The sequence below is a fragment of the Billgrantia gudaonensis genome (genome assembly GCF_900100195.1).
Taxonomy (GTDB): domain Bacteria; phylum Pseudomonadota; class Gammaproteobacteria; order Pseudomonadales; family Halomonadaceae; genus Halomonas; species Halomonas gudaonensis.
In genome coordinates, this window is sequence record NZ_FNES01000008.1 from 76,904 (window position 1) to 99,831 (window position 22,928).

General features: G+C 64.6%; 21 protein-coding genes. 8 read left to right on the plus strand and 13 right to left on the minus strand.

Translation table 11 applies throughout. The annotated features are described in order from the left end of the window. The first annotated feature begins 100 nt into the window (after positions 1-100). The 3 genes from BLP96_RS10955 to BLP96_RS10965 all read left to right on the plus strand — a co-directional run bounded on the left by BLP96_RS10955 (position 101) and on the right by BLP96_RS10965 (position 2,964). A complete protein-coding gene (locus tag BLP96_RS10955) occupies positions 101-1,813 on the plus strand; it encodes a SulP family inorganic anion transporter (protein ID WP_089686074.1) in 1,713 nt (570 codons plus the stop codon). A gap of 84 nt (positions 1,814-1,897) precedes the next feature. Beyond that, positions 1,898-2,584, plus strand: a complete 687-nt coding sequence (gene csiR / locus BLP96_RS10960) for a DNA-binding transcriptional regulator CsiR (RefSeq protein ID WP_089686077.1) — start codon at positions 1,898-1,900, stop codon at positions 2,582-2,584. A gap of 161 nt (positions 2,585-2,745) precedes the next feature. Continuing rightward, positions 2,746-2,964, plus strand: coding sequence for a hypothetical protein (locus BLP96_RS10965; protein ID WP_089686079.1), 219 nt, complete (start codon positions 2,746-2,748; stop codon positions 2,962-2,964). Positions 2,965-2,979: 15 nt separating this feature from the next. Here BLP96_RS10965 and BLP96_RS10970 read toward each other — a convergent pair whose 3' ends face one another. From BLP96_RS10970 to BLP96_RS10980, 3 genes are read right to left on the minus strand one after another with little or no spacing between them, the layout of a single operon-like run. Next, the gene (locus BLP96_RS10970) at positions 2,980-3,921 is read right to left on the minus strand and encodes a 5-oxoprolinase subunit C family protein (protein ID WP_089686081.1); all 942 of its coding nucleotides are present in this window, start codon (positions 3,919-3,921) and stop codon (positions 2,980-2,982) included. Beyond that, positions 3,921-4,640, minus strand: coding sequence for a 5-oxoprolinase subunit PxpB (pxpB, locus tag BLP96_RS10975; protein WP_089686083.1), 720 nt, complete (start codon positions 4,638-4,640; stop codon positions 3,921-3,923). The genes BLP96_RS10970 and pxpB overlap by 1 nt, the downstream gene beginning before the upstream one ends. Beyond that, positions 4,640-5,398, minus strand: coding sequence for a 5-oxoprolinase subunit PxpA (locus BLP96_RS10980; protein WP_089686085.1), 759 nt, complete (start codon positions 5,396-5,398; stop codon positions 4,640-4,642). Before BLP96_RS10980 ends, pxpB begins: the two co-directional genes overlap by 1 nt. Positions 5,399-5,579: 181 nt before the next feature. Here BLP96_RS10980 and BLP96_RS10985 point away from each other — a divergent pair, with 181 nt between their 5' ends. The 4 genes from BLP96_RS10985 to BLP96_RS11000 are packed head-to-tail and all read left to right on the plus strand — an operon-like array spanning position 5,580 to position 9,041. Next, positions 5,580-6,578 carry a TRAP transporter substrate-binding protein gene (locus BLP96_RS10985; RefSeq protein ID WP_089686256.1) on the plus strand — a complete coding sequence of 333 codons (999 nt, stop codon included), beginning with the start codon at positions 5,580-5,582 and terminating at the stop codon, positions 6,576-6,578. A gap of 60 nt (positions 6,579-6,638) precedes the next feature. Further along, complete coding sequence (locus BLP96_RS10990) at positions 6,639-7,190, plus strand: TRAP transporter small permease (RefSeq protein ID WP_089686088.1); 552 nt, start codon at positions 6,639-6,641, stop codon at positions 7,188-7,190. Between the two features lie 16 nt (positions 7,191-7,206). Beyond that, positions 7,207-8,505, plus strand: a complete 1,299-nt coding sequence (locus BLP96_RS10995) for a TRAP transporter large permease (RefSeq protein WP_218118602.1) — start codon at positions 7,207-7,209, stop codon at positions 8,503-8,505. Then, positions 8,505-9,041 (plus strand): winged helix DNA-binding protein, encoded by a 537-nt coding sequence (locus BLP96_RS11000; RefSeq protein WP_089686091.1) that lies wholly within the window; start codon positions 8,505-8,507, stop codon positions 9,039-9,041. Before BLP96_RS10995 ends, BLP96_RS11000 begins: the two co-directional genes overlap by 1 nt. A 9-nt stretch (positions 9,042-9,050) precedes the next feature. On the opposite strand, the gene BLP96_RS11005 is transcribed toward BLP96_RS11000, so the two are convergent. The 8 genes from BLP96_RS11005 to osmF form a co-directional block, all read right to left on the minus strand. Continuing rightward, positions 9,051-10,907: a protein kinase domain-containing protein gene (locus BLP96_RS11005; RefSeq protein WP_089686093.1), complete on the minus strand. Its 1,857-nt coding sequence runs from the start codon at positions 10,905-10,907 to the stop codon at positions 9,051-9,053. Positions 10,908-10,916: 9 nt separating this feature from the next. Then, complete coding sequence (locus BLP96_RS11010) at positions 10,917-12,527, minus strand: dihydrolipoyllysine-residue acetyltransferase (protein ID WP_089686095.1); 1,611 nt, start codon at positions 12,525-12,527, stop codon at positions 10,917-10,919. Positions 12,528-12,554: 27 nt separating this feature from the next. Beyond that, positions 12,555-13,532, minus strand: coding sequence for an alpha-ketoacid dehydrogenase subunit beta (locus tag BLP96_RS11015; RefSeq protein WP_089686098.1), 978 nt, complete (start codon positions 13,530-13,532; stop codon positions 12,555-12,557). Position 13,533: 1 nt separating this feature from the next. Further along, on the minus strand, positions 13,534-14,769 hold the full coding sequence (locus BLP96_RS11020) for a thiamine pyrophosphate-dependent dehydrogenase E1 component subunit alpha (RefSeq protein WP_089686100.1): 1,236 nt from the start codon (positions 14,767-14,769) through the stop codon (positions 13,534-13,536). Between the two features lie 161 nt (positions 14,770-14,930). Continuing rightward, positions 14,931-15,701, minus strand: coding sequence for an ABC transporter permease (locus tag BLP96_RS11025; protein WP_089686101.1), 771 nt, complete (start codon positions 15,699-15,701; stop codon positions 14,931-14,933). Continuing rightward, the gene (locus BLP96_RS11030) at positions 15,698-16,636 is read right to left on the minus strand and encodes an ABC transporter ATP-binding protein (RefSeq protein WP_089686103.1); all 939 of its coding nucleotides are present in this window, start codon (positions 16,634-16,636) and stop codon (positions 15,698-15,700) included. The genes BLP96_RS11025 and BLP96_RS11030 overlap by 4 nt, the downstream gene beginning before the upstream one ends. Then, positions 16,633-17,742, minus strand: a complete 1,110-nt coding sequence (locus BLP96_RS11035; RefSeq protein WP_089686105.1) for an ABC transporter permease — start codon at positions 17,740-17,742, stop codon at positions 16,633-16,635. The genes BLP96_RS11030 and BLP96_RS11035 overlap by 4 nt, the downstream gene beginning before the upstream one ends. 48 nt (positions 17,743-17,790) lie before the next feature. Further along, positions 17,791-18,708 (minus strand): glycine betaine ABC transporter substrate-binding protein OsmF, encoded by a 918-nt coding sequence (osmF, locus tag BLP96_RS11040; protein ID WP_089686258.1) that lies wholly within the window; start codon positions 18,706-18,708, stop codon positions 17,791-17,793. A gap of 92 nt (positions 18,709-18,800) precedes the next feature. On the opposite strand from osmF, the gene BLP96_RS11045 reads away from it, so the two are divergent. Further along, positions 18,801-19,769, plus strand: coding sequence for a DUF1853 family protein (locus BLP96_RS11045; protein ID WP_089686107.1), 969 nt, complete (start codon positions 18,801-18,803; stop codon positions 19,767-19,769). Between the two features lie 18 nt (positions 19,770-19,787). Here the strand turns inward: BLP96_RS11045 and cysS are convergent, their stop codons facing one another. Together cysS and BLP96_RS11055 are read right to left on the minus strand one after the other, a co-directional pair. Then, the gene (gene cysS, locus BLP96_RS11050; protein ID WP_089686260.1) at positions 19,788-21,188 is read right to left on the minus strand and encodes a cysteine--tRNA ligase; all 1,401 of its coding nucleotides are present in this window, start codon (positions 21,186-21,188) and stop codon (positions 19,788-19,790) included. A gap of 14 nt (positions 21,189-21,202) precedes the next feature. Next, positions 21,203-22,882, minus strand: a complete 1,680-nt coding sequence (locus BLP96_RS11055) for a glutamine--tRNA ligase/YqeY domain fusion protein (RefSeq protein ID WP_089686109.1) — start codon at positions 22,880-22,882, stop codon at positions 21,203-21,205. Between the last annotated feature and the right edge of the window lie 46 nt (positions 22,883-22,928).

Here is a 22,928-nt window from a genome sequence, read left to right on the forward strand (position 1 = left end):
GCCCCGATGCTAGCCAAGTCTCAACCCGCAGACCAATATCGTTTAGTCTGGTAAGCTCTTGCTGGCCCTGGCGCCCACCTCCTACCACTGACGAATGCGGATGCTGAAACGCCACCTGCCGATTCTGAGCTGGCTGCCCCACTACAATCGCCGACTGTGCGGCGCCGACCTGCTGGCCGGTGTCATCGTCACCGTGATGGTCATCCCCCAGTCGCTGGCCTACGCCATCCTCGCCGGCCTGCCCGCGGTCGTCGGTCTCTATGCCAGTCTGCTGCCCCTGCTGGCCTACGCCGTGCTCGGCACCAGTCGCACCCTGGCCGTAGGCCCGGTAGCCATCGTGGCGCTGATGACCGGAGCGGCACTGGCCAGGGTAGCGACGCCGGGCAGCCCCGAATATCTGCAGGCGGCCCTGGTACTGTCGCTGCTTTCGGGGCTGATGCTGATCGCCATGGGGCTCTTGCGCATGGGCTTTCTAGCCAATTTCCTGAGCCATCCGGTGATCGGTGGCTTTCTCTCGGCGTCCGGCATCCTCATTGCGGCCAGTCAGGCCGGCCATCTGCTCGGCATCGACGTCGAAACCAGCGATCTGCTACCACGCCTTGCCGAGATCGCCCGCGAGCTGCCCCAACTCCACGCCCCGACCTTCGCCATCGGCATCGGCACTCTGTTGTTCTTGCTGCTCATGCGGCGGCGTGGCGCACGCATCCTGAAGCGATTGAGAATGCCGGCGTCGCTGGCGGAACTGGTCGCTCGAGCCGGCCCCGTGTTCGCGGTGATCGTCACTACCTGGGTGACCCGTCGGTTCGACCTCGACGCGCAAGGGGTGGCGGTCATTGGAGACATCCCTCAGGGTTTGCCACCGCTCACCCTGCCGGGCTTCGATCCGTCGCTGTGGCAAGACCTTCTCGTGCCCGCTTTCCTGATCAGCGTAGTGGGATTCATCGAGTCCGTGTCCATGGGACAGATGTTGGCCGCCCGCAGACGCGAGCGCATTTCGCCCAACCAGGAACTGGTCGGCCTGGGAGGCGCCAACCTGGCAGCGTCCATCACCGCGGGCATGCCGGTCACCGGCGGCTTGTCACGCACCGTCATCAACTACGATGCCGGTGCCCGCACGCCCATGGCGGGAATTTTCGCCGCTGCCGGCATTGGCCTGGTCACGCTGTTCTTCACGCCGTTGCTGTATCACCTGCCGATCGCCACGCTGGCGGCCACCATCACCGTATCGATCCTGACCCTGGTGGACGTACCGATGATTCGCCAGACCTGGCGCTACTCGCGCAGTGATTTTTCCGCCATGGCCGTGACCATCGTGCTGACCCTGGGGAACGGGGTCGAAGCCGGCATCATCGGCGGCGTGGCCCTGTCCATCGGCCTTTTCCTGTATCGAACCAGTCGCCCCCACAGTGCGCTGGTGGGCCGCATCCCCGGCACCGAACATTTTCGCAACGTCGTGCGTCACGACACCGAAACCAGCTCTCACCTGGCATTGCTGCGCATCGACGAAAGCCTCTACTTCGCCAACGCCCGCTACCTGGAGGACACCGTCTACGACCTGGTGGCCACGCACCCCGAGCTCGAGCACGTCGTGCTGATCTGCTCTGCCGTCAACCTGGTCGATGCCTCTGCCCTGGAAAGCCTCGATGCCATCAATGCCCGGCTCAAGGATTCCCGTGTCACCCTGCATCTGGCCGAAGTGAAGGGGCCCGTGATGGACCAGCTCAAACGTAGCGACTTCCTGGACGTCATGACGGGACGGGTCTTTCTCAGCACCTATGCCGCCTGGCGCGAACTGGCCAAGCCATCGACGTGAAACGAGCCGGCGATGACGTCGATGCCCGACTTTGGTTATCCTGTTCGACAAACATCAAGAATATCGACAAAGGATGACATCCCCATGGAGCACGCCCCGCGCCAGAACCTGGGCATCAGCGCCTATCACTGGTTGAAGCGCGACATCATCCGCGGCACCTTTCAGCCCGGTCAGAAACTGCTGATGAGCCGGCTGAAAGAGCGCTACGATCTGGGTATCGGCCCACTGCGTGAAGCACTGTCGCAATTGGTGGCCGAACGACTCGTCGTGGCCATCAGCCAGCGCGGTTATCGGGTGGCTCCGATGTCATTGGCCGAGCTGGCCGATCTCTACGATGCCCGTGCCCAGATCGAAGGACTCATCCTCCGGCTGGCCATCGAACGCGGCGACGACGCCTGGGAAGCGGACATTCTCGCCACGGCACACACCCTGGCCAAGGTCGTGGAGGTCAACACCTCGGACGAACTGCTGGATGTCTGGGACACACGCCACAAGGCCTTCCACACGGCCATCGCCAGTGGCTGCGATTCGCCGCATCTGTTGCAGGTACGCCAGAGTCTGTTCGACAAGGTCGAACGCTATCGCCATCTCTGGCTGCGGGAAACCGTGCTCTCCGAAGCGGCACTGGAAGCCAAGCGCAGCGAGCATGCCGCCCTCGTCGACGTCATCCTTCGCCGCGATGCCGAGCGGGCCGCCCGCATGATGCGCGATCACCTCATGACCCCGGTACCGATCATCACCGAGGTCATGCAACGCCAAGGCATCGCCTGAGGCCCGAACGATCTTCGCCCCACGCGGCATTGCATCGGCGTGTCACGAGACCGTCACCCACATCGGCCAGACTGTGAGATGACAATCTCGGCTCGACTCCATATCTTGTGGGTATGGACCGGCCGCTTCCCAATCCGGCCTCGCCCGATGGAGATACCGACATGCCCCACTTGCTGCGATTTTCCCGGGAACTCGAAACGCGCCTCGAACGGCTGAGCCAGCGGACCGGCTTGAGCAAGGCGGAACTGATCGAGCGCTGCGTCATCCTGGGCCTGGCCGAGCTGGAAGCGCCACTGCTGCTGGAAGGTGCTGCCCAGCCACGCCTAGCGGATGCACCCACCCTCGATCAGGTACTGCGTGAAAGCGGCCTCGGGGCCTGAGTCTTTCCGGCCTGGTCAGGAGAACTGGCGACGAAACCGGCGGTAGTCGCTCCATGCGCGTTCGTGCGAGTGGGCAACGAGGCGCACCGTCTGGCCCGGCATGCATTGGGCCAGTCGTGCCGCCGCCAGCGGCGTCAAGGCTCCAAGCCGAGGATAGCCCCCGATGGTCTGGCGATCGTTGAGCAAGGCGATCGGCTGGCCATCCGGTGGTACCTGGACGGCACCCAGCCCCAACCCTTCCGAGATCATCGTGCCGATACGACAGCGCAATGCCGGCCCTCTCAAACGCACTCCCATGCGATCGGCACGATCATCGACATGCCACTCCGAGTTGAAGGCGGCATACAGGCTGGCCCCATGAAAGTCGGCGATCTGCGCTCCGGGCAGCAGCGCGAGTCGCCCTGCTTCTCCATAGTCGGGCCGGGCTTCGCTCGGCATTTGCGGCGCACGCCCATCGGGTGTCTTCGGCGAAACGCCGAGCTCGTCTCCTTCGTCGAGGGGCCGGCCGCAACCGTCGTGACCGCCGATCCCCTCGCGCACCACGCATGCGCAGCTGCCCAGAACCGGCTCGGCGGCGAAGCCGCCGGCCACGGCAAGATAGGCACGCAGGCCGCAGCGAGGGCTGGCAAAACTCAGCCGCTGGCCTTCGCGGACTCTGACACGCTGCCACAGGGGCAAGGGCTCGCCATCCAGGGTGGCACCAAGGTCGGCACCCGCCACGGCCAACGTCAGATCACGACTCACGGCCAGCGACAGACCGCCGAAAGTGATTTCCAAGGCGGCCGTCCCCCAGGGGTTGCCAGCGAGGTGATTGGACCACGCCCAAGCATGCACGTCGGCCGGACCACCCTGCGTCACTCCGAGCCGCCGTACGCCGAAACGCCCCGCGTCTTGCAGTAGGGCAAGAGGGCCGGAGCGAATGACACGCAGCCCGATAACGGTATATTCATTGCCCATCAGGCGTCCTCCCGCATCGGAGTGACATCACCGCCCCGGCTCTCGAAGGTTTCCTCGTCCACGGGGACGAACCGCACTCGGTCACCCACCTGCAGCAGACTGAAACCTTCGCGATGGCGATCGAACAGCCTTGCCGTGGTGCGTCCCAGCAGGTTCCAGCCTCCAGGCGTGACGGCCGGATAAGCCGCCGTCTGACGTCCGGCGATGGCAACGCTGTTCTTCGGCACTCGCTGGCGCGGCGTCTCGAGGCGCGGTACCTTGAGACGCGCATCCAGCAGCCCCATGAAGGCGAACCCCGGCGCGAATCCCAGGGCAAAGACCCGATAGGTCGTTCCCGCATGGCACTCGATCACCTGCTCTATTGACATGTCCGCGTGCTCCGCCACGCGGAGGAGATCCGGCCCCACCCGGGTGTCGTACCAGGTGGGCAGCTCGCAAACCTTGCCGCCGCCGTCCGCCTCGTCGGGCGTGAGCTCCTGCAGCAGATCCGCCAGACGTCGACGCACTTCGGCCGGTGACGACAGCATCGGATCGAAGACCACCAGCAGCGTGGTATAGGAAGGCACCAGGTCCACCAGCACTCCACCGAGCGCCGCTTCGCAGCGACGCGACAGCGCCGTCAGCCAGAGCAGGTTGCGTTCATCGATCCCCTCGAAGAGGCGCACCAGCCAACCGTCCAGGCCAGCCGCCTCGATGCGCGGCAGCCGAGAGCCCACCATCAGCAATGCTCCTCGTCCAGCGCCTCGAGCGCTTGTCGAATCGACTTGACCGCGGCGATCGACTCGGGATTGTCGCCATGCACGCAAAGCGTATCGGCCGCCAGCACCAACTCACTGCCGTCGCTGGCCGAAAGCGGCTGACCGCGCGCGATGCGCACTGCCTGATCGACGATGACATCGGGGTCGTGATGCACCGCACCGGGTTCGCGTCGCGACACCAGCCGGCCTTCGCCGTCGTAAGCGCGGTCAGCGAACGCCTCGAACCACAGAATGACGCCATGCTGCTTGGCAATGCGACTCGCCGCCGAAGTGTCGCGGGTCGCCATGGTCATCAACGGCAAAGCCGCGTCGAAAGACACGATCGCCCGCATCACCGCGCTCATGATCTCCGGTTCCCGTGCCATGTCGTTGTAGAGCGCACCATGCGGTTTCACGTAGACGAGGTCGACTCCTTCCGCACGGCACAGCCCCGACAGAGCTCCCAACTGGTAGAGCACCAGGTTCTCGATCTCCTCCGCCGAGCAAGCCATCGAACGACGCCCGAAGCCGACCAGATCGGGGTAGGCCGGATGCGCGCCGACCCTGACGCCATGCTTGCGCGCCAGGCGCAGCGTCATGCGCATCACGTCGGGGTCGGAGGCATGAAAGCCGCAAGCGACGTTGGCCAGATCGACATGGGGCATCACCTCATGGTCCATACCCATCGGCCAGGGCCCGAAGCTCTCGCCCATGTCGGCGTTGAGTAGCAATTTCGGCATCGATATCCTCCCGCTGCATTAAAATCAATTTATCAATAATTTGACAATGAAACACCATTAAATAGGATAAAAAACGTTGATGCATCGTATGGCCGTCGCATGGCATCTCAGCAATGCGACGCTATGCTCTAACGGCCACGATGTGCGAATCGACAACAACACCGTCAAAGAGGATTCAACGATGACCGCCAAGACGCCTCTCTGGGCCGGCACTGCAGCTGCCCTGTGTGTCAGCCTAGCCACCTACGTGACCACTGCCCAGGCCGCCACCGAGTGGGACATGCCCACCCCTTACGGTGACCGCACCTTCCACACCGTGAATATCCACGAGTTCGCCGATGACGTTCGTGAACGCACCGATGGCGAACTGGACATCACCGTGCATGCCAATGGCTCGCTCATCGGTCATCCCGAAATCAAGAACTCGGTAAGGCGAGGCACCGTGCCGATCGGTGAGCTGATCATGTCGCGGTTGGCCAACGAGAACCCCATTTTCGAAGTCGACTCCGTTCCCTACCTGGCCGCCAGCTACGAGGAGGCGGAGGCACTCTGGGAGGCCTCCCGCGAGATCATCAGCGAGGAACTCAGCGAACAGGGCCTGCGCATTCTATTCGCAGTTCCCTGGCCACCGCAGGGTATCTATACCAAGCAGGAACTCACCGGTCCCGACGACCTGCGCAATCTGAGCATGCGCGCCTACAACGCTGCCAGCGAGCGTCTCGCCCAGCTGGCAGACGCCGTACCCACCCAGGTCGAGGTCCCGGACATCCCCACCGCCTTCAGCACTGGCCGAGTGGATGCCATGATCACTTCGCCAGCGACCGGCGCCGATACCAAGGCCTGGGACTACCTGAGCCACTTCAATCATGCACAGCTGTGGCTGCCCAAGAACATGGTGATCGTCAGTGAGCAGGCCTTCTCCCGTCTCGATGAGGCCACCCAGCAGGCCGTTCTCGAGGCCGCCGAGGAAGCCGAGGCACGAGGCTGGGAGATGAGCCGCAAGGAAACCGACGATGCCATTGCCATTCTCGAGGAAAACGGCATCCAGGTGAGCGAACCCACGCCGGAATTGGCCGAGCTGCTCGGCGAGATCGGCGAGACCATGACCAGCGAATGGGTCGAACGCGCCGGCGATCAGGGTCAAGCCATCCTCGATGCCTACGAAGCCGCTCGCCAGTAACCCGCTCCGGTCCCGGGGTCACCCGGGACCGAGCCGTCCGCCCCTCACGGTGACTCTGCCATGCGCTATCGACTCGCGCCGCTCTACAACCTGGGCGGCTACCTCTCTGCAGCCTGCCTGTGCCTGATCTGCGCCCTGATCACGGCCCAGATCGCGGGCCGAATCATCGACCGCATCGCCATCGAGCTGGGAGCCGGGCGTATCGGCCTGTCGATCCCCGGGCTCGCCCAGATCTCGGGCTACCTGCTGGTAGGCGCCAGCTTCATGGGGCTGGCCTATGCGTTCATCAATGGCAGTCACATCCGCGTGACCCTGATCATCGGTCGGCTGCGCCCCTCGGTGCGCGTCTTTTTCGAGGTGTTCTGCCTCAGCGTCGCGACCGCACTCTCCCTCTACCTGGCCTGGCACCTCTATTGGTTGCTGGCAGACAGCATCGCCTTCAACGAAACGTCGTATGGCCTGATCAACATCCCTCTATGGATTCCCCAGTCCGTGATGCTGACTGGCGTGCTGCTGCTCTGTCTGGCCTTGATCGAGACCTGGGTGGCCACTCTGATCGCCGCGGTGACCCACCCCACCAGCTTCACCATCGACGACACGGGCCACGAATGAGCCGGGAGACATGACCATGCTGACGATGATGATCGTTCTGTTCGCAACCTTGCTGCTGCTGCTCGGCAGCGGCGTATGGGTCGCCTTCTCGTTGATGGCGCTGGGCTGGATCGGCCTTTCCCAGTTCACCAGCATCCCCACCGGCAACGTGATGGCCTCGAACGTCTGGGGCTCCAGCTACAGCTGGGAACTGACCGCCCTGCCCATGTTCATCTGGATGGGCGAAATCCTGTTCCGTTCGCGGCTCGCCGACGACATGTTCACCGGCCTGTCACCCTGGATGCAGCGCATTCCCGGGCGCCTGCTGCACACCAACGTGGTGGGCTGCGGTCTCTTCGCAGCCGTCTCGGGGTCATCGGCGGCCACCTGCGCCACCATGGGGAAGATGACCCTGCCCGAGCTGACGCGTCGCGGCTATGACGAACGGCTGGTCATCGGCAGCCTGGCCGGGTCGGCCACGCTGGGCCTGCTGATTCCCCCATCGATCATACTCATCGTCTTCGCGGTAGCCACCGATCAGTCGATCGCGCGCCTGTTCGTCGCGGGCGTTTTCCCTGGGCTGATGCTGATCAGCCTGTTCGCCATCTATCTGATGATCTGGGCCTGGCGGTTTCCCGATCGAGTTCCCCCGGCAGAGCCTGGCGTCTCGCTGGGCGAGAAGCTGCGTCGCTCGCGGCGGCTCGTTCCCATGCTGGCATTGATCGTGGGGGTCATCGGCTCAATCTATGCCGGCTTGGCTTCCCCGACCGAAGCCGCTGCCGTCGGCGTGGTGCTGTCGCTGCTGCTGGCTCGCACCCAGGGTTGCATGAACCGCACCGTTTTCCGCGATGCCTTGCTCGGTGCCGTGCGCACCTCGATCATGATCGCCTTCATCCTGGCCGGCGCCTCCTTCCTGACGGCGGCCATGGGCTTTACCGGGCTGCCACGAGACCTGGCCGCCTGGATCGCGGCCATGGAACTCTCGCCATGGATGCTGCTCGTCGCACTGACGCTGTTCTTCATCGTGCTGGGCTGCTTTCTGGACGGCATCTCCGTGGTCGTGCTGACCACCTCGATCATGCTACCGATGGTCGAGGCTGCCGGCATCGACCTGATCTGGTTCGGCATTTTCCTGGTGATCGTCGTGGAAATGTCGCAGATCACGCCCCCGGTCGGATTCAATCTCTTCGTCCTGCAAGGCATGACGGGGCGCGACATCCTCAGCATCGCCTGGGCAGCCATGCCTTTCTTCCTGCTGATGCTGCTGGGTGTCGTCCTCATCACCCTCTTTCCGCAGATCGTCACCTTCCTGCCCGAAGCCATGGGGAACCGCTGATGACTCTGGAAACGCCCGATCGAACGCGCCGGTCCGGCCAAGGCCCCATCGTCTCCTCCGAACACCTGTCGCGCAGCGCCCAGGAGCAATCGGAGTTCGAGTTCGGCTTGATCATTGCCGGGCATGCCTTCAACCGCTGGATGGTGCGCTGCATGACCGCCTGCGGCTACCCGGAGCTCGGCTCGCTGGACGTGCTGGTACTGCATAGCGTCAACCATCGCGAGCGCGCCAAGCGACAAGCCGACATCTGCCTGGTGTTGAACGTGGAAGACACGCACACCGTGACCTATGCGCTCAAGAAACTGGCCAAGCTGGAACTGGTGAGCGGCGAAAAACACGGCAAGGAAACGTTCTTTCGCACCACCGCGAAAGGCCGTGACGCCTGCTCCCGCTATGCCGAGATCCGCGAAGCCTGCCTGGTGGACTCGCTCGCCTCGCTGGGCATCGAGCCCGAGGAGACGCATCGCATCGCCGGCATGCTGCGCGCCATGTCGGGGCTTTACGACCAGGCCGCACGTGCCGCGGCATCGCTATGAGTTCACGGGTCAGCGACTCGACGTCGAGGATGCGGGGTGCTGGCCTGCCAGGGCGGCACGCGGATCGCGAGGATAGAATCGCTCCGGCTGGCGCTGCACGTGAGCGAAGAACCGGGTGTCCTTGTAAGGCATCTTCATGAAGCCGGAGACGCCGAGGCCGGATATCAGGCTCACGGCGGCCAGTATGTCGTTCAGACGACGCCGAAACTCCGCCTCTCGCGACGGATCGAGCAGGCGGTAGTAGCTGTGAATCTTGAGATGCTGAGGCAGCGCCTCGAAGATGATCATGCCGGTATGGTGGATGTCGTTGAGCGCCTCCAGCGAATCGATGATCGCTTCCGGCAGAATCAGGAACTCCTCGGGGTCAGGACCGTCCTCGAAGTAGCTGTGCAGTCGCGAACGGTCTTCCAGTTCCGGTACCGCACTCACCTCGTAACGCAGCTGCATGCCGGGTTCTAGACGAAATGGCTCGTCGGGATCGTTGCGGTCCAGGTGCAGAGTGTCGCGGGCATTGAACAGGCAGCTCTTGAAGATCCCCTGCCGGTAGATGGCCCGCGCCAGGTTGACCATGTTGTTGACCGCGGCCACGAAGGCCGGCTTGAGCTCCGGGTCGTGGAGATTGAGCGAGGTGTCGATGTAGACGCCCTCCGCTTCCCAGCGCACCGCTAGCCCTCCCACCACCGGATACTTGCCGAGCCGACTCACCGCCGCCAAAAACGCCTTCTCGGTTTCGCCCATGCCCTGCATGAAGTTCTTGTAGTAGCGGTCGAGCTGAACGTCGTTGACGTCGTTGAGCGTCTCCTCACCGCCCTCCTCGCGCAGGAAGGACTTCCGCGAACTGTACACCACGGTGTCGATCTCGCGACTCGAGGGACGCACCCAGGTCGGCACCAGCGGAGTTTCCGCCGCTTCGGGCAGGTCGATCATCACCGTGCGCGCGATGCGCGGCATCTCATTGACGAAATGGTCGCCGGCCCGGCGCCGGGTTCCGGGATCGGGATCGAGCATGCCGTCGAGCATCCGCGCGAATTCCATGGGCAGGCCCAGCGAGGTGGCCGGAATCGCCCGATGGCCGAAACGGCACGACTGGGCAGAGGCGAGCGCGTAGAGAGTACCCGCGGCACCCTGCTCGTCGAAGCGTGGCGACGAGAGCGCCCCATTCAGTTGCTCCTCGCCGATGAAATAGACGTCGCCCAGCCGCGCGTTGGTCTGCTGAAGGTTGTCCGACATCAGCTCCATGACGTTGGATGCCACGAACTGCAGGTTGGCGTCGAGCTGTGCGAACACCGAGGACCCCCAGTCGATCAGCGCCACCGTCTCGCGCTTGGCATCGAAGACCAGATTGGAGGGCTTGATGTCGCCGTGGACGATGGGCTTGCCGGCCGGCCCGGCTTCGCGGCGCAGCGCGCGAAGGATATCCGCCAGCTGGTCGGCGATACGCACGATCAACCGAGGCGCGAGGCGGCCCTCCTGGAGAGAGACCTCTTCCAGGTTCAGGCCCGGGGCACGCTCCATCGCCAGGATGGATTGGCTGCGCACCCGCTGGAAAGCGATCAACTTGGGCACTCGCGGGTGGTCGACCTGCTCCAGCATGAAGGCCTCTTCCTCCAGGCGATCCTGAAGGTGCTGGGGCAGGTTGACCCGAGTGAACTTGAAGACGTACTCCTCGCCATGGGCGGTGACCCCAGCGAAGACGAAGCCATAGGCGCCCTTGCCGACCAGCTCGATGTCCCGGTAGCCCAGTTGCTCCAACTGGGCCTGACACAGCGCCACCCACTCCTTGAGCTTGCGAGCGTCGTCGTGACTGAGCAGGTAGATCGACTGCTCTTCCGGGATGTAGAACTGCTGCAGGGACGCCTGGGTCATGGCCCCTCCTCACCCGAGATGGAGCAGCATCGTCTCCGGGCTCTCCAGATACCCCTTCCAGGCATTGCAGAAGCGGGCGATGGTGCCGCCGTCGATCACTCGGTGGTCGCCGGCCCAGGTCACGGTCATGATCGCCCGCTTGACGACCCGATCCTGCGCATCGAAACGCGGCAGCCACTGGGTCTTGCCGATGGCGACGATCGCCAGCTCCGGCGCATTGATGATCGGTGCCGCATAGGTTCCCCCCAGCGCGCCGATGTTGGAGATGCTGATGGTGCCGCCCTTGAGGTCGGCCTGATCCACGCGCCCCTCGCGAGCAGCGGTCGTCAATCGCTCGACCTCAGCGGCCACGTCGAGCAGCGTTCGCCGCTCGACACCCTTGACGTTGGGCACCAGCAAGCCCGCCCGACTGTCCACCGCCATACCGACGTTGACCGCAGAGAGGTAGTGGATCGCGCTGGCATCGTCATCGAGGCGGGCGTTGAGAACCGGCTCCTCTCGAACCGCCAGCGCGATCGCCTTCATGAAGAAGGGCATCAACGTGAGCCTGGTCCCCTTCGCTTCGGCCTGGGGCTTCAACCGCTCGCGCAGGGCCAGCAGTTCGGTGACGTCGATTTCCTCGCCGTACTGGAAATGGGGAATGGTGCTGGCGGCTTCCACCATGCGCCGTGCCATGACCGCGCGCACGCCGCGCAACGGCTCCACGCGCACCTCGCCGACCTCGCTCTGACCCGGCGCGGCAACCGGTGCCGTGGCCTCAGCGCGCTCTGCCGTGGCTCCCGGTACCGCGCCCTGCTCCAGGTAGTGCAGCACGTCTTCCTTGAGCACCCGCCCTTGCTTGCCGCTGCCGGGCACCTCGTCAAGCGATAGGCCGTGCTCGCGCAGCAGTCGTCGCACCGCCGGCGCTGCGGGAATCCTCCCGTAGGGGCCGTAGCCGGCGGCCACCGCCGGACGCGGCTCTCTCCCCGCGCGTGGTGTCGCCGTATCGGTCTCTGCAGGCTCGTGCGTAGCCGGGCGCGGCGATGCTTCGCGCGCCGACTCTTCGGCGGCGGCATCGGGCACGTAGGCGAACAGCGGCGCATGCACCTTGGCCACCTCGCCCTTGCCCACGTGAAGCCGGCTCACCCGACCGGCTTCCGGGGCGGTGATCTCGACGAGTGCCTTGTCGGTCATGACATCGACCACCGGCTGGTCCTCGGCGATGGTCTCGCCCTCGGCGATACGCCACTCCACCACCTCGCACTCGACGATGCCCTCGCCGATATCGGGAAGAATGAAGTCCTTGGCCGATGCATCCGACGCACCGACAGCCGACGCCGCTTCGGGTTCCGGGGGCGATGTCCGCTCGGCAGCCGGGGCGTTTGCCACGTCTTCGCCATTGCCGTCCGCCGGTTCATAGGCGAACAGCGGCGCATGCACCTTGGCGACCTCGCCCTTGGGTACATGGAGTTTGGTGATGCGCCCCGCCTCGGGGGCAGTGATCTCGACCAGCGCCTTGTCGGTCATCACCTCGACCACCGGCTGGTCCTCCTCGATGGCGTCGCCTTCGCCGACGCGCCATTCGACGATCTCGCATTCCACGATACCTTCGCCGATATCGGGCAGCATGAACTCACTCATCTTGCGTCTCCTGTCCTGATACCGGGGTTAGAATTCCACGCTGGCGCGGATGGCCTCGTAGACCTTGAGGTGGTCCGGCAGGTACTCCTTCTCCAGCGTCAGCGGGAAAGGCGTATCCAGGCCGGTCACACGCGCGATGGGCGATTCCAGGTACAGGAAACAGCGCTCCTGGATGGTGGCGGCGATCTCGCCGGCGAAGCCGCCGGTACGCGGCGCCTCGTGGCTGATCAACAGCCGGCCGGTCTTGAGCACCGACTCCACGACGGTGTCTTCGTCCCAGGGCAGGATCGAACGCAGATCGATCACCTCGCAGGAGATGCCCGCCTTCTCGGCCAGCTCCACGGCGCGATCGATGATTTCCATCTGCGCTCCCCAGCCCAGCAAGGTGATGTCGCTGCCCTCCTTGATGACTTCGGCCTCGCCGATGGGCAGCTGGTAGTCGTCCTCCGGCACCTCGCCGGTGGAAGCGCGGTAGAGCCGCTTGGGCTCGAAGAAGAGCACCGGATCGGGGTCGCGGATCGATGCCAGCAACAGTCCCTTGGCCTGGTAGGGGTTGCGCGGCACCACGACCTTGAGCCCCGGGGTGTGCGCGAAGTAGGCCTCAGGGGACTGGGAGTGATAGAGACCGCCGGAAATTCCGCCGCCATAGGGGGTGCGGATGGTCAGGCCGCCGACATTGAAGAGATCGCCGGAACGGAAGCGGAACTTGGCCGTCTCGTTGACGATCTGGTCGAAGGCGGGAAAAATGTAGTCGGCGAACTGAATCTCGGCCACCGGCACCGAACCCTGGGCGGCCAGGCCGTTGGCGAAGCCGATGATGCCCTGTTCCACCAGCGGCGTATTGAAGCAGCGCGCCTTGCCATAGCGCTCCTGCAGGTGGCTGGTGGCGCGGAAAACACCACCGAAGACACCCACGTCCTCGCCGAAGCAGATCACCCGCTCGTCCTCGGCCATGGCGATGTCCAGGGCATTGTTGATCGCCTGCAGCATGTTCATGGTCGGCATCTCAAGCACCTCCCCGGTCGTCATCGGCCGGCTTGTCGGCGACATCCTCGGCGCGCACGCCCGGATCCAGCGAAAGGGCCCCCTTGGGGTAATCGTCGGGATAGCGACGGATGTGCTGCTTGAGCGCATCGAGTTGGCGCTGCAGGGCGGGAGTGACGTCGGCGTAGACGTCGGTGACCAGGCTGTCGAGTGGCGGGGGTGGGCGCTTCTCGGCGCGTTTCATGGTCTCCAGCACCTCGCGGCGCAGGCTCTCCTGGAGTTCCTTCTCTTCGTCGTCGCTCCACCAGCCCTTGCCGGACAACCAGCGCCGCATGCGCAGAATGGGATCCTTCTCGCGCCAGGCATCCTCTTCCTTGCGCGAGCGATAACCGGAAGGGTCGTCGGACGAAGAATGCGCGGCGAGCCGATAGGTCATCGCCTCGATGAGTACCGGCTGATTCTTCTCCACCGCGATGGTGCGTGCCGCCTGAGTGGCACGGTAGACGGCCAGAACGTCGTTGCCATCGACGCGGATGACGTGCATGCGATAGCCGAAGGCTCGCGGCGCGATACCATCGGCAGCGAACTGCTCATGGGCCGGCGTGGAGATGGCGTAACCATTGTTGCGGCAGAAGAAGATCACCGGCACTTCGTGCACCGCCGCCATGTTGAGCGCAGCGTGGAAGTCCCCTTCCGAGGCTGCCCCCTCGCCGAAGAAGGTGATGGTGCAGTGGCCCTCGCCGGCCAGCTTCTGGCCGTAGGCGTAGCCGGTGGCCTGAGGAATCTGCGTTGCCAGCGGCGAGGAAATGGTCATGTAATGAAGCTTGCGCGATCCATAGTGGATCGGCATCTGGCGCCCTTTGCCATAGTCGAGTTCGTTGCCGAACAACTGGTTCATGAACTCGTCGTAGGTAAAGCCGCGATAGACCAGCGCACCCTGCTCGCGATACTGCGCCATGATCATGTCGGCATCGTCCAGCGCCGCCGTGGCACCGACCACCGCGGCCTCTTCACCGGTGCACTGCATGTAGAAGGAGAGTCGCCCCTGGCGCTGAGCCGCCATCATGCGCTCGTCGAGCACCCGCGTGACGAGCATGGCGCGATACAGACGCAGCGCCTTTTCCTGGTCCTGGTCCAGATCGGGAACGTCGGCGCCTTCGAACAGGGAGCCGTCCTGCCGCAGGAGCCGATAGGTCGGGATATGAAACTCGTCGCCGGTCATGAAGGCCAGCGCATGGACGTCTTCTGTTGTTGTCATCTTCCTGGTCCTTGGGTGGTGGCAGGAAATACCGCCCCTCGTGAGGGCAGTGTTGTCTCAACTATAGCGATGCGCCAGAGGTTCTCTCCAACGCAGTTCGATATTACGACAGTTGACGTTAACGTAAAACAGATGGGAAGGCACCCCATGAGAGCGACGCTTCAGACCCGCTGCACCAGTCGTCTCTGCACACGTTCGAAGGCGCTGTCCACGGTGATCGCCAGAAGCCCGATGAGCATCGCACCCTGAAGCACGTAGGCGGTATTGCCGTTGACGATGCCGGAGATGATCGGATCGCCCAGGTTGCTGGCTCCGACGGTGGCACCGATGGCCGCGGTCGCCACGTTGACGGTCACCGAGGTCCGCACCCCGGCAAGAATCACCGGTGCGGCCAGCGGCAGTTCGACCTGAAGCAATATCTGACGGCGAGTCATGCCCATGCCGCGCGCCGCCTCGTGCACGCCGGGATCGATGCCCTGAATGCCGGCCAGAGTGTTGCGGACGATGGGCAGCAATCCATACAGCAGCAGTGCCACGATGATGGGCAGCGTGCCGAAACCCAGCACGGGAACCGCCAGTGCCAGTACCGCTACGGGCGGAAAGGTCTGACCGATGGAGGCCAGTTGGCTCACGAGAGGCAGAAAGTCGCGTCCGAAGGGACGCGTTACCGCTATCGCCCCACCGACGCCGATCATCACCGCAGCCAGCGACGCCAGCCCCACCACGAGAACGTGCTGACCCAGCAACGCCAGGAAGCTGGAGCGTGCGTAGAGCACCTCGCGGCTGTCGGGTTCGATCCAACGAAACGGGCCTTCGAGCTCGCCCATGCCCAGACACAGCACCAGCAGCAGACCCAGCCAGGCGAGCGGCCCCCACTCGCCGAGCCACCAACGCAGGCGCAGACCCCTGCCAACGACGGCACGCCGGCTCATGTCTTGCTCCCCACCAGGCGCCGCAAGGAGAGTTCACCAATCGGAATGTCCTCGTCATCCACCACGGTGAGGCGATCGACGCGATGCCACAGCATCAGCGACAGTGCCTGGCTCAGCGGCGCATCGACGGCGACACGCTCATGGGCCAGCAGACGCGGCCCCAGCGGCAGCATGCGGTCTCGCACCCGCGTCAGGGCCGCTTCCTTGAGGCCTCTGGTATCGCCCCCCAACAGCGAGGCGACGAACTCATCCGCCGGAGCGTGCAACAGTTCGACGGGGGCGCCCTGCTGCACGATGCGCCCCTGGCGCATCACCACCAGCCGGTCGGCCAGACGCAGCGCCTCGTCCATGTCGTGGGTCACGAAGACGATGGTCTTGTGCAGACGAGCCTGAAGATCGAGCAGCTCGAGCTGGAGCGCCTCCCGGGTGATGGGATCGAGCGCCCCGAAAGGCTCGTCCATCAGCAGGATCTCGGGATCGGCCGCCAGCGCTCGGGCCACGCCCACGCGCTGTGCCTGGCCGCCGGAGAGCTGCCGGGGGTACTTGTCGGCGAACTCGGCCATCGGCAGCCCCAGCAGCGCCATCAGCTCTTCCACGCGTTCCCGGACACGCTGTCGCGGCCACTTGAGCAGGCGGGGCACCAGGCCGATGTTGCGTGCCACCGTCCAGTGCGGAAAGAGACCGGTATTCTGGATCACGTAGCCGATGCGCCGCCGCAACGTCACCTCGTCGAAGGTGCGCACCGGCTGACCGTCGAGATGTATCTCGCCTGCGGTATGCTCGATGAGACGGTTGATCATGCGCAGCGTGGTGGACTTGCCGCAGCCCGAGGTGCCGACCAGCACGCAAAGCTCTCCCTTCGCCACCCGCAGCGAGATGCCGTCGACCGCCACTTCTTCGCCGAAATGCTTGGTCACCCCGAACAGCTCGATCACGTCGTTCCTCCCTGACGCAGGTAATCGGTGAGGGCACTGAGCAGAGCATCCGCGATCAACGCCAGGGCGATGATCGGCAGCGCTCCGAGCAGCACGAGATCCATCGCGGCCTGCCCCAGCCCCTGGAAGACGAAGGTGCCGAACCCCCCGGCACCGATCAGCGCTGCCACCGCGGTCAATCCGATCGCCTGAACGGTGGTGATGCGAACGCCCTCGAGGACGACCGGCAGCGCCAGCGGCAAGCGCACCTGGAGGAATACCTGACGTCGGCTCATACCCATGCCCCGAGCAGACTCGATCACCGCCGGATCGACCTCATCGAGCGCTACGAAGATGTTGCGCACCATGGGCAGCAGGCTGTAGCCGAGCAGGGCCAACCAGGCCGGTGCCCAGCCGATGCCGCTCACTCCCAGCGCGGCCAGCCACTCGAAGCGCGCAGAGAGCCAGGCCAGCGGCGCCAGCAGCAGTCCGAACAGGGCGATGCTGGGGATGGTCTGCAGGAAGTTGAGGATCCCGAAACCCACACGCCGCAGTCCGGCACGCCGCCGCATGGCCAGCGCCAGCCCCGCGCCCAGCAGGATGGCGGCGCCCACCGCCGCTCCAACCAGCACGAGGTGCTGAAGGAACGCAGCGTAGAACTGATCGCTGCGCCCCTGATACTCGCGATAAAGGGCGAGCGGAGCCAGCCACTGAGCCAGGCAGCCCCACCAGGCGAGCGCCACTGGCACCAGCACTGCCCAGCCGAAGGGACGCGACAGCGCCAGGCGGACGCGCAGCTCGATCAGTGCCAGCAACGACACGAAGAGCACACACCAGATGGCACTGCCGATGCCCAGCCGCGACGACGGTTCCAGGCTGACCGCTACAGCCGACAGCCACAGGGGGATCGCGACCAGCACGGCGATGACCAGCGCCAGCGCAGCAGGCAGACGCCGCGGCGTTGGCCGCCAGGCCAGGACCGCGACGGCAAGCATCGGCACCGAGGCCAGCAGCGTGACGCCCCACCCCAGTGCCTCCGCAGCACGCTGAGGCGTTCCCTGAACGATGCGGTTGGGAGCCACGCTGACGGCGGGCAGGGTCAGCCAGGCGACTGCACCGGCGAGCATCAGCGCGATCAGGACGACGTTTGGAGACGGCCTAGCTCGAGCCACTCCTTACTCCGTTGTCTCGAGATCGGCCAGGAAGTCCGCCGCCACCTGGTCTGGAGCGACGCCCTTCACGGCCACCTGACCATTGAGCCGCTGCAGTGTCTCTAGATCCAGGGCGGAAAAGACCGGGTCGAGCAGCGCCTCGATCTCGGGGTTGGCTTCGAGCACCGATTCACGAATCACGGGCGCCGGCTGGTAGACGGGCTGTACGCCCAGCGTATCTTCCAGAACCACCAGCCCCAGCTCCCCGAGGCCGCCGTCGGTGGCATAGGTCATGGCGGCATTGACGTCACTCGTCTGCCGAGCGGCGGCACGCATGGTCGCCGCGGTATTGCCTCCGGAGAGAACGAGCAGTTGGTCGGCCGTGAGTTCGAACCCATAGGCCTCCTGGAAGGCCGGCAAGGCCTGCTCGGACTCGACGAACTCGGCGCTGGCCGCGAACTTGAACTCCCCGCCGTCGCCCAGATAGTCGGCCAGATCCTCGAGCGTCTCGAGTCCATGGGCCTCGGCCAGGTCCTTGCGAACGCTCATGGCCCAGGTGTTGTTGGCATCGGCCGGGGCCAACCATACCAGGCCGTTGTCGGCATCGCGCTCACGCACCGTCGCATAGGCTTGCTCGGCATCCTTCCACACGTCACTGTCGGCCATGTCGAAGAAGAAGGCGCCATTGCCCGTATACTCCGGGTAGATGTCGATCTCACCAGCCAGCAGCGCTTCGCGGACGATGCTGGTGCCACCCAGCTGCAGCCGGTCCTCGGTTTCGATGCCGGCCGCTTCGAGCCGCTGCAGGATCAGCTGACCGAGTACCGAGCCCTCGGTGTCGATCTTGGAGGCGACCACCACCGGTTCGTTGGCATGAGCACAGGAGAGCGTCAGCAGGGAGCCGGCGGCCAACGCCGCCAGGCCAGTCAGGGAGCGGTTCATGATCACCATCCGTTCATTGTGAATGTACGCAGAGTATAAGACGTGTACAGTTTGGCTGTCAGACGCCAATCTCAACGGGGAATCGCGCTGCCATGCCTCATGCCGAGCCCACTCTCGTCGATGGCTACCACCACCCCATGGTGAGAGATCTTGCATGGCTGCTGAGCTGCCCCGACCTCGTCGACGATACCTGGCCGCCGCGCCCCGGACGCGACGAGATGGGCTTGGACGACGACGCCCGACTCGACCACTTCCTCCACGAGCTGGACGCCTCCCCCCAAGCTCTCGAGCGGCGCGTCGGCAACGCCCTCGACGGACGCATGGGACTCTACCACGAAAAGCTCTGGCAGTTTCTGCTCGAACAGGCACCGGGCACGCGCTTGCTGGCTCACAATCTGCGGGTGTCGCGCGGCAAGTTGACCCTGGGGGAAATCGACCTCCTCTACCAGCGCAGCAACGCACCGCGACTGATCCATCTGGAAGTCGCGATCAAGTTCTACCTGGGCCTGCCCACGGGACCCGGCGATGCCGAGGATCCGGCGCGCTGGATCGGGCCCGGCGGTGCCGACAGCCTGGCCAGCAAGCTCGCCCATCTGCGCCGTCACCAGCTGTCGCTGAGCGACCGACCCGAAACGCGGGAGGCGATTCGCGAAGCGCTGGCCGGCCAACGACGAGGCCCGCTGGTCGGCCGGTTCATCGAACGCCGCCTGGCCATGCCAGGAATGCTCTTCCAGCCGTGGCGCCAACCACTGCCCGTGCCGCGCGGCGGCTCCGCGAAGCACTGGCGCGGGCGTTGGCTGCACTGGGGAGAATGGCGCGCCTTTCGCGACGGACTGCCGCGCCACACCCGGGCAATCTGGCTGACCCGACCTCACTGGCTAGCCCCTCCGAGCCAGAGCGCCTTCACGGCGCTGACCGACCTGGAAGGCCGGCTGGCCGAGCACTTTGCCGGCCCGGCAACGCCGATTCAGGTGGCGCTGATCAGCGACGACACCGTGCAACGGTTGTTCCTGGTGGATGACGGCTGGCCGTGGCAGATCCCACTGCCACCCCGGCCGTGACGGCCTCGCCGGCGACTCTCATTCGCCTGCATCGACGGGGGGCTCGTAGACCCAGCGAGTGCCCTCACGCGAATCCTTGAGCAGAATGCCGAGCTCGGCCAACTCATCGCGAATGGCGTCCGCCGTGGCGAAATCCTTGGCCCGCTTGGCCTCGGCGCGCGCGGCGATCTTCGCCTCGATGTCGGTCTCGGCGAGCGGTAGCACCGCCTCACCGCCACGCAGGAAATACGCCGGATGCTGATCGAGCAGCCCCAGCACGTCGCCCAGCCGCTTGAGCTCGAAAGCCAGCGCCGGGGCCTGCTCAGGCACCTCCTGCTTGGTGCGGTTCAACTCGCGCACCAGCTCGAACAGCACCGAGAGCGCCTCGGGCGTATTGAAGTCGTCGTCCATGGCGACGGTGAAACGCTCGGCGAAACGCCCGTCGACATCCCCCTCGGCCGCTTCCACGCCGTCGAGCGCATTGTAGAAGCGCTCCAGCGAACGGCGTGCCTCGCTCAATGACTCCGGCGCGTAGTTGATAGGGCTACGATAGTGGCTCGCCACCAGCAAGTAGCGCACCACTTCCGGGTCATGATGCTCTAGCACCTCGCGAATGGTGAAGAAATTGCCCAGCGACTTGGACATCTTCTCGTGGTTCACGCGTACGGCGCCGGCATGCATCCAGGTATTCACGAACGGTTTGTCGTTGGCCGCCTCGCTCTGGGCGATCTCGTTCTCGTGGTGCGGGAAAGTGAGGTCGGGCCCACCGCCATGAATGTCGAAGGTTTCGCCCAGGCAGCACTTCGACATGGCCGAGCACTCGATGTGCCAGCCCGGTCGGCCCTCTCCCCAGGGCGAGGGCCAGCTCGCCTCGCCCGGTTTGGCCGCCTTCCACAGCACGAAATCCAGAGGGTCTTCCTTGTATTCTCCCACCTCGATGCGCGCCCCGGCACGCATCTCGTCCGGATCGCGGTTGTTGAGCTTGCCATAGCGCTCGAACTTCCTGACCCGATAGTAGACGTCGCCGTTATCCGCGGCATAGGCATAACCCTTGCGGATCAGCGTCTCGATCATGGCGATGATGTCGCCGACATGGCGCGTGGCTCGCGGCTCGTGATCGGGACGCCGCACCTTGAGCCGCGCTTCGTCCTCGTGCATGGCCGCGATCATGCGCTCGGTGAGTGCACCGATGGCTTCGCCGTTCTCCTCGGCACGGCGCAATATCTTGTCGTCGATGTCGGTGATGTTGCGCACGTAGTCGACATCGAAACCGCGCCAGCGCAGATAACGAGTGATGACGTCGAAGGCCACCATTACCCGCGCATGACCCAGGTGGCAGTAGTCGTAGACGGTCATGCCGCATACGTACATCCGCACCCGTCCAGGTTCGATGGGCGTGAAACGCTCCTTGCGGCGCGTCAGCGTGTTGTAGATCAGCAGGTCCCCGCTCACATTCACCCCTTCTTCTTGATCTTGGCCCAGGTATCCTTCAAGCCGACGGTGCGATTGAACACCAGCTCGCCCGGTCGGCAGGCGTGACGGTCGGCACAGAAATAGCCGACGCGTTCGAACTGGAACCGCGACTCGGGCGTCACGTCGGCCAGGCCGGGCTCGCCGATGGCCTGCACCGTGACCAGCGACTCGGGGTTGAGGTGCTCGAGAAAGTCGGCGTCCTTGTCCTTGTCGGGCTGCTCTTCGAGGAAGAGGTTGTCGTAGAGCCGCACCTCCAACGGCACACCATGACCCGCGCTGACCCAGTGAATGACCCCTTTCACCTTGCGCCCTTCGGGATTCTTGCCCAGCGTCTCGAAATCCACCGAGCAGTGGAGCGCCTCGATCTCGCCGGCAGGATTCTTGACCACCTCGTCGCAACGAATCACGTAACTGTTGCGCAAGCGCACTTCCTTGCCCGGCGCCAGGCGGAAGAACTTCTTGGGCGGTTCCTCCATGAAGTCGTCCCGGTCGATATAGATCTCCCGAGCGAAGGGGATCTTGCGCACGCCCATATCGTCACGTGCCGGATGGCCAGGCACGTCGTACACCTCCTCGTGATCTTCGGGCACGTTGGTCAACACCACCTTGAGAGGCTTGAGAACGACCATGGCACGCGGCGCGCTGTCTTCCAGATCGGAGCGAATGGCGTGATAGAGCATGGCGATATCGACGAGTCCGCCGTCGGCCCGCGTCACCCCGATCATCTCGCAGAACTTGCGAATCGAGGCCGGCGTATAGCCGCGCCGGCGCATCCCGGACAGGGTCGGCATGCGCGGATCGTCCCAGCCATCGACGATGCCCTGATCCACCAGCAGCTTGAGCTTGCGCTTGGAAGTGAGGGTGTAATTCATGTTGAGCCGCGCGAACTCGATCTGACGCGGCTTGGACGGCACCGGCAGGTTGTCGAGGAGCCATTCGTAGAGCGGACGGTGATCCTCGAACTCCAGCGTACAGATGGAGTGGGTGACTCCTTCGATGGCGTCCGACTGGCCGTGGGCGAAGTCGTACGACGGATAGATCTTCCACCTGTCGCCCGTCTGATGGTGGCTGGCATGGCGGATACGATACAGGATCGGGTCGCGCAGATTGATGTTGGGCGCCGCCATGTCGATCTTGGCGCGCAGAACCTTCTCGCCTTCGGCGAATTCGCCGATGCGCATGCGTTCGAGAAGGTCGAGGTTCTCTTCGACGCCACGCTCCCGATAGGGACTGGGCCTGCCGGGCTCCGTCAGGGTCCCGCGATGCTCGCGGATCTCATCGGGCGATAGATCGTCCACGTAGGCCTTGCCCTCGCGCACCAGATGCTGGGCCCAGGCGTAGAACCGATCGAAATAGTCCGACGCGAAGCGCACCGGCCCCGCCCACTCGAACCCCAGCCAACTGACGTCTTCCTTGATGGCATCGATATACGCCTGCTCCTCCTTCGCCGGGTTGGTGTCGTCGAAGCGCAGGTGACAATCTCCACCGAACTGCTCGGCCAGGCCGAAATTCAGGCAGATCGACTTGGCATGACCGATGTGCAGGAACCCGTTGGGTTCCGGCGGGAAACGAGTCACGATCTTGCCGCTGCGACCGGCCTCGACTTCCTCCTGAACCTGGTTACGAATGAAATTCGGCGCGCTGGTGGTATCGGTGGTCATGGTTGGAAAAACAACCTCTGGTTAGAGTGCGGTCTGGGGCCTTGAC

Coding starts and splice junctions, on each gene's coding strand:
- BLP96_RS11025 (WP_089686101.1), bottom strand. CDS start 15,701: ATGAGCCGGCGTGCCGTCGTTGGCAGGGGTCTGCGCCTGCGTTGGTGG.
- BLP96_RS10990 (WP_089686088.1), top strand. CDS start 6,639: ATGCGCTATCGACTCGCGCCGCTCTACAACCTGGGCGGCTACCTCTCT.
- BLP96_RS11035 (WP_089686105.1), bottom strand. CDS start 17,742: ATGCTCGCCGGTGCAGTCGCCTGGCTGACCCTGCCCGCCGTCAGCGTG.
- BLP96_RS11005 (WP_089686093.1), bottom strand. CDS start 10,907: ATGACCCAGGCGTCCCTGCAGCAGTTCTACATCCCGGAAGAGCAGTCG.
- BLP96_RS11000 (WP_089686091.1), top strand. CDS start 8,505: ATGACTCTGGAAACGCCCGATCGAACGCGCCGGTCCGGCCAAGGCCCC.
- pxpB (WP_089686083.1), bottom strand. CDS start 4,640: ATGGTGGGCTCTCGGCTGCCGCGCATCGAGGCGGCTGGCCTGGACGGT.
- BLP96_RS10965 (WP_089686079.1), top strand. CDS start 2,746: ATGCCCCACTTGCTGCGATTTTCCCGGGAACTCGAAACGCGCCTCGAA.
- BLP96_RS11055 (WP_089686109.1), bottom strand. CDS start 22,882: ATGACCACCGATACCACCAGCGCGCCGAATTTCATTCGTAACCAGGTT.
- BLP96_RS11015 (WP_089686098.1), bottom strand. CDS start 13,532: ATGCCGACCATGAACATGCTGCAGGCGATCAACAATGCCCTGGACATC.
- BLP96_RS10955 (WP_089686074.1), top strand. CDS start 101: ATGCTGAAACGCCACCTGCCGATTCTGAGCTGGCTGCCCCACTACAAT.
- BLP96_RS11010 (WP_089686095.1), bottom strand. CDS start 12,527: ATGAGTGAGTTCATGCTGCCCGATATCGGCGAAGGTATCGTGGAATGC.
- BLP96_RS11045 (WP_089686107.1), top strand. CDS start 18,801: ATGCCTCATGCCGAGCCCACTCTCGTCGATGGCTACCACCACCCCATG.
- BLP96_RS10980 (WP_089686085.1), bottom strand. CDS start 5,398: ATGCCGAAATTGCTACTCAACGCCGACATGGGCGAGAGCTTCGGGCCC.
- csiR (WP_089686077.1), top strand. CDS start 1,898: ATGGAGCACGCCCCGCGCCAGAACCTGGGCATCAGCGCCTATCACTGG.
- BLP96_RS10970 (WP_089686081.1), bottom strand. CDS start 3,921: ATGGGCAATGAATATACCGTTATCGGGCTGCGTGTCATTCGCTCCGGC.
- BLP96_RS10995 (WP_218118602.1), top strand. CDS start 7,207: ATGCTGACGATGATGATCGTTCTGTTCGCAACCTTGCTGCTGCTGCTC.
- BLP96_RS11020 (WP_089686100.1), bottom strand. CDS start 14,769: ATGACAACAACAGAAGACGTCCATGCGCTGGCCTTCATGACCGGCGAC.
- BLP96_RS10985 (WP_089686256.1), top strand. CDS start 5,580: ATGACCGCCAAGACGCCTCTCTGGGCCGGCACTGCAGCTGCCCTGTGT.
- osmF (WP_089686258.1), bottom strand. CDS start 18,708: ATGAACCGCTCCCTGACTGGCCTGGCGGCGTTGGCCGCCGGCTCCCTG.